Source organism: Bradyrhizobium sp. (assembly GCF_004799405.1).
Lineage (GTDB): Bacteria > Pseudomonadota > Alphaproteobacteria > Rhizobiales > Xanthobacteraceae > Bradyrhizobium.
Map to the genome: position 1 here is coordinate 1 of NZ_SSMW01000065.1, position 5,823 is coordinate 5,823.

General features: G+C 61.9%; 5 protein-coding genes. 2 read left to right on the plus strand and 3 right to left on the minus strand.

What is annotated here, in order from left to right; translation table 11 throughout:
* The 3 genes from E7813_RS10020 to E7813_RS10030 all read right to left on the minus strand — a co-directional run.
* A partial coding sequence (locus E7813_RS10020) for a histidine kinase dimerization/phospho-acceptor domain-containing protein (RefSeq protein ID WP_291573347.1) occupies positions 1–940 on the minus strand: 940 nt, incomplete at its 3' end.
* Positions 941–1,195: 255 nt separating this feature from the next.
* Positions 1,196–2,536 carry an adenylate/guanylate cyclase domain-containing protein gene (locus E7813_RS10025; protein ID WP_291573348.1) on the minus strand — a complete coding sequence of 447 codons (1,341 nt, stop codon included), beginning with the start codon at positions 2,534–2,536 and terminating at the stop codon, positions 1,196–1,198.
* Between the two features lie 389 nt (positions 2,537–2,925).
* The gene (locus E7813_RS10030; RefSeq protein WP_291573349.1) at positions 2,926–3,795 is read right to left on the minus strand and encodes an NAD(P)-dependent oxidoreductase; all 870 of its coding nucleotides are present in this window, start codon (positions 3,793–3,795) and stop codon (positions 2,926–2,928) included.
* Positions 3,796–4,037: 242 nt separating this feature from the next.
* Between E7813_RS10030 and E7813_RS10035 the strand changes: the two genes are divergently transcribed.
* Positions 4,038–4,469: a VOC family protein gene (locus E7813_RS10035; protein ID WP_291573350.1), complete on the plus strand. Its 432-nt coding sequence runs from the start codon at positions 4,038–4,040 to the stop codon at positions 4,467–4,469.
* Positions 4,470–4,529: 60 nt separating this feature from the next.
* Complete coding sequence (locus E7813_RS10040) at positions 4,530–5,663, plus strand: Mrp/NBP35 family ATP-binding protein (protein ID WP_291573352.1); 1,134 nt, start codon at positions 4,530–4,532, stop codon at positions 5,661–5,663.
* The last annotated feature ends 160 nt before the right edge of the window (positions 5,664–5,823 follow it).

A 5,823-nucleotide genomic window follows, 5' to 3' on the forward strand; every position in this document is an offset into this window, starting at 1 on the left:
CGCCCGAATTGTGAATGTCGGACGAATATTCCTTGTAGACCGGCACCGCATGCGCGCCGAAGATTTCGCTCTTCATCACTTCCGAAAATCCAAGGATGGCGTTGAGCGGCGTTCGCAATTCGTGGCTCATTTGCGCGAGGAACCGCGATTTGGCGACATTGGCCGATTCGGCGCGATGGCGCGCCTCGTCGGAGATCGATTTCGCCTGTTCGAGTTCGCCGATCAGCGCGTCCTTTTCGGCGCGCGCCTCCAGCGTCGCCAGCGTGGTCGAATGCAGGCGATGGGCGAGCAGCGCGAAATAGCCTTCGGCGGCAAACGCGAGCAATGCCAGCACGTAATTGTCGAACGACCCGCTGAGCACGAAGTTCAGCGCGATCGCCGAGGTGACCGGGGCGGTCGCGACAAGGGCTGCGATCGGCAGGCTTGCCGCCAGCATGCTCGACACCGCGATCACCAGCAGCATCAGGAACATCATCAGCGTGTTGGAGACCGCATCGAGGCTGGCGGGATGGATCAGGATCGCGGTCCAGCACAGGCCGTACACGAGATCGAGCAGGACAAATCGCCTTCGCCACTTGCGGGCGGTGTTCAGCGAGGGCGGTTCCGCCAGGAATCGCGCGCAGTTGCGGATGATTGCGGCCTGAATGCAGAACATGCCGCAGGTCCACGCGGCGGCCGACATCGGCTCCATCCAGAAGCCGAACAGGAGGCCGGTCGCCACCACCAGCAGCATGACGACGTAGGACGCCGAGATGCGGGTTTGGGCGTATTGCCGAAGCAGTTCGCGATCGAAGGCCGGGCGGGTTCCACTGGTCGACGTTAACCGATCGCGGGCCTCGCGCACCCGCTGCGACGCCGCACGGCGGTTACTGACCGGCGGTGCGACTGGCGGTTCAGCCGGAAGCTGGACGACTTCAGGCTTATCGGCGGGGTTACTCATCAAACAACACAAATCCTGCCCGCCGGCGGCGCGGGCTTTTGCATTATCTATCTCTGGCGCTAAATCCTTAAGAGCTGCCTTAAAGCGCTAAAGAATCACGTTAATGAGTGGTTAAATTAACTTCTCGATCTCGCGCGGGCCGGTTGCTAAGCGCCAGGTTTGGTGACGTCCGTTATCGGGGCGGACGTTTCGTTTTAGGGCCGCGAGGTCAGCTTTTGACCTTTTGGGGCGACCACGCGGAGGCCGCCGCACAACTCAATTCAGCACTGCGCGGAACAGGCGCCACTCGTCTGGAACGCCCTTTAGGCTGTGTGACCCCCGATCTTCAAAGGCCAAGCCCGAGCCCGCGACAAGGTCGCGGACCGTTTGCGAGACCAACACCTCGCCCGGGGTTGCAAGCGCGGCTACCCGGGCTCCGATATGCACAGCTATACCGGCGAGATCGTGACCGATGAGTTCGCATTCGCCGGTGTGGATGCCACAACGGACTTCCAGGCCCAGTGGTCGTACGGCATCACCGAGCGCGTTGGCACAGCGGATTGCCCGAGCCGGGCCGTCAAATGCAGCAAGAAATCCATCGCCCGCGGTGCTGATCTCGCGTCCACGATAATGTCGCAGCACTTCGCGAACCCGTACAAAGAATTCGTTCAGCAATTCGCGCCAGGGCTTGTCGCCAATGGCTGCAACACGTTCGGTTGATCCAACGATGTCTGCAAATAGAACGGTAGCGAGTAGACGCTCTGACGCCTGCACCCGCTGCGTTCCTGTCAGGAATTGTTCCACAGCATCGAGGATGGCGTCGCGATCGCCCAACCAGGGCGTGTGAAATGACTCCGAAAGTTCGACCAGCTTTGCGCCGGAAATGTGCTGAGCCAGATAGCGGGCGTGCCCGATCTCGACTACGGGATCGCCCGTTCGATGTATTACGAGTGTCGGCACATGGGTGGCAGACAGGATGTGGCGAACGTCGATGTCGCGGTTCATCCGCATGATCGCTGCTGCCGCTCCCGGGCTGGCGGATGCACGGAAATAGCTCGCGGTTCGGCTCGCCCTGAGCGAGTCATCTTCAGTACCTGCCGTTCGCATGCCAATGTTCAGTGACTGCGGAGAGCCCCAATTTTCTTCAATGTCCTCAAGTACACGTCCCCATTGCTGATGGTCCCAACCGAATGGGTAGTCCGACGCCCGTGACCGCTTGGCGTAGGAGCCGTAGATCACCAGCGCAGATGTACGGTGGGGATAGGTGGCGGCGTAGAGCAGGGACATTGGGCCGCCTTCCGACACCCCGAACAGCGCCGCCTGCTTACTTCCGACGGCGTCAAGAATGGCTTGAACATCGTGCATGCGCTGCTCGAGCGTGAAATCGTGAGTGCCTCGATCGGACATGCCCGTGCCACGCTTATCAAACAGTATTAAGCGGCAGAACGAGGCGAGACGTCGAAAGAAAGCGCTCTGGTCTGGCGAGCGCCAGAGCGCTTCGACATTTGAAACGAAACCGGGGACGAAAAGCAGATCGAACGGACCGTCACCAAGGACTTGGTAGGCGATATGCACGTCGTCGCTTCTGACATAGTGAGTCTCGGGCGTTTCAGCCATAGCGATTGCACCTACAATGACGGCAAGGAATTCTACCTTGACAAGGCTGGGTACTGGCGTGGCAACGATAGCCGTTGCTGCCGTCGGGCTCTACTGTCCTTTTGCGGGAGAGGCGGACACTGTGGGCCCCGCATCCATCTCCCGCGAACGAGCTCTCCGCGAATCGGGGTCAGACAGGGAAATCACGCCGAACTCAAATGGTGAAATGTCTGCCTCTGGCGCATTTCGGACATGACGCGATGGCCGACCTGAGTCCTTCGTGCGCGCCAAAGCGGACGTCCGCCAGTGCTGCTGAATTCATGGGCTCACGCCCTGGTCAGTGCGTAGATGCGCAACCACCTCGATGCCGACAAGCTCAGCACCTCGCGGGAGAGAGGCTGAGTTGATCCTCAGCGCTCGAGCCGCGCCAGCAGGCTGGAAGTGTCCCAGCGCTTTCCGCCCATCTTCTCGACTTCCGCATAGAACTGATCGACCAGCGCGGTCACCGGCAGATTGGCGCCGTTGCGGCGGGCTTCGGCGAGGCAAATCGACAGGTCCTTGCGCATCCATTCCACCGCGAAGCCGAAGTCGAACTTTCCGTCATTCATGGTCTTGTAGCGGTTTTCCATCTGCCAGGATTGCGCAGCCCCCTTCGAGATGGTGTCGATCACGGCCTGGACGTCGAGCCCGGACTTTTTGGCGAAGTGGATCCCTTCCGAGAGGCCTTCGACGAGGCCGGCAATGCAGATCTGGTTGACCATCTTGGTCAGCTGGCCGGAGCCCGCCGGTCCCAGCCGCTTGCACATCCTGGCATAGGCCGCGATGACCGGCTCGGCGCCCGCATAGGCGTCTTCGCTGCCGCCGCACATCACGGTCAGGACGCCGTTTTCAGCACCGGCCTGGCCGCCGGAAACCGGCGCGTCGACGAACCTGAAACCGCGCTTGTTGGCCTCGGCATCGAGCTCGCGGGCGACTTCGGCGGAAGCCGTGGTGTGATCGACGAACGTCGCGCCCTTTTTGACGCCTGCGAACGCGCCGTCGGCGCCGAGCGTGACCGCGCGCAGATCGTTGTCGTTGCCGACGCAGCACATGACAAAGTCCTGGCCCTCGGCGGCGGCCTTGGGAGTGGCAGCCGTTTTGCCGCCAAATTTTTCCGCCCATGCCTTCGCCTTGGCCGGCGTACGGTTATATACCGTCACCTCATGGCCTCCTTTTGCCACCAGATGTCCTGCCATGGGGAAACCCATGACGCCGAGACCGAGAAAAGCGACTTTGGCCATGTCTGAAACCTTGGGTTTTCGCCGGCGTTGCCGTCAGGCGGCCGGCGGTGTCCTGGGGGAGGGTGGAATAACCCACCCGGTTTTTCGGGCAAGTCAATGACGGGACTACAGCATAAACCGTGGGGCACGAAGGGCAATGTCTCCGTTTGGCGGGCGGGCATGGTTTGGTGCTAGAATGCTGCCAGGACAACTAAAGCAACGGCCAAAGTAATAGCCAAATCAAAAACAACGGGAGCGATAATATGAGTGTAGGCGTGCTCGATCATTTCAACATCCGGACCCGCAAGCTTTCCGACACGGTCCGGTTCTACGAGGATGTCCTGGGCCTGGAGAAGGGCCCTCGGCCAAACTTCGCCTTCCCCGGGGCCTGGATGTACAGCGAAGGCAAGGCGGTGGTGCATCTGGTCGATATTTCCAAGACCGACGAGCCGCAAAAGCCGGATTCCGGCGTTGTCCATCACGTCGCCTTCATCAGCCGGGGTTTTGACGGCATGCAACAGCGGCTGAAGTCCAAGGGGATGGCGTTCGACTCCCGGCAGGTTCCGGGCGGCGATCTCTGGCAGATCTTCGTCAATGACCCCAACGGAGTCATGATCGAACTGAACTACGAGGCCGCCAAGGAGGGCGCAGGTTCGGCGCCCGCCGAGCGCCGGGACGACGTTGGCGCGAGGTAGGTAGCCTTTTGAGCGGCTACGCCCTGTGGGTCGCATCCGAAAATGGTTGGGAGATGCGCCGTGAGCGTGACGCAACAACAGGTTCTTGAGAGTCTCGGCAAGGTGATGTCGCCGCGCGGCGTCGCCTTGAGCAAGGCCGATGTACTGTCGGCCATCACCGTCAACGACGGCAAGGTGTTTTTCTCGATCAGTGTCGACGCCGCCGAGGCCCGCGCCTGGGAAAGCGTTCGCGCCGAGGCGGAAGCCGCGGTGCGCGCCATACCCGGCGTCACCGTCGCCATGATCGCGCTCACCGCCGAACGCAAGGCCGGCGCGGCCGCTCCGCCGCCACATCGCCATTCCCATGGCGTGCCGCCGGTCTCAACGCATCGGCCGCCGCAACCGCCGGGGTCCGGTTCGCCGATGTCGAAACAGTCGGAAATCCCGGGCATCGCCGCCGTCATCGCGGTCGCCTCCGGCAAGGGCGGGGTCGGCAAATCGACCACCGCGCTCAATCTGGCATTGGGCCTGCGCGACCTCGGTCTGCGCGTCGGCCTGCTCGACGCCGATATTTACGGGCCGTCGGTGCCGCGGCTGACCGGCATTCACCAGAAGCCTGTCCTCAACGACGACAAGAAGATGGTTCCGATCGTGCGTTTCGGCCTCGCGATCATGTCGATCGGTTTCCTGGTCGAGGAGGATACCGCGATGATCTGGCGCGGTCCGATGGTGATGTCGGCCATCACCCAGATGTTGCGCGATGTCGCGTGGGGCACGCTGGACGTTCTGGTGGTGGACATGCCGCCCGGCACCGGCGACGCCCAGTTGACGCTGGCGCAGAACGTGCCGCTCAAGGGCGCCATCATCATCTCGACGCCGCAGGATCTGTCCCTGATCGACGCGCGGCGGGGACTGGCGATGTTCAAAAAGGTCAACGTGCCGGTGCTCGGCATTGTCGAGAACATGAGCTATTTCCAGTGTCCGCACTGCGGCACGAAATCCGACATCTTCGGGCACGGCGGCGCGCGGCACGAGGCCGAGCGGCTCGGCGTGCCGTTTCTGGGTGAAATCCCGTTGCACATGTCGATCCGCGCCACGTCGGATTCCGGCACGCCGGTGGTCGAGAGCGAACCGGATGGTCCGCATGCGGCGATCTATCGGGCGATCGGCGCAAAAGTCCGCGACCAGCTTCAGGGCGTCATCGCTGCAGCCTGAACGTCGGTCGCGCACCGGACCTATGCGACTTTCGTTTAATCAAAGCTGTCATGCCTTGGTCGCGTTTTCGTCGCCGAACTTCCATGGTAAACACCGCGCGAGAGCGGCTTCGGTTGATGCATCATTTGCTCTTCCGGAACAAATGCCCAGGAAATCCGGG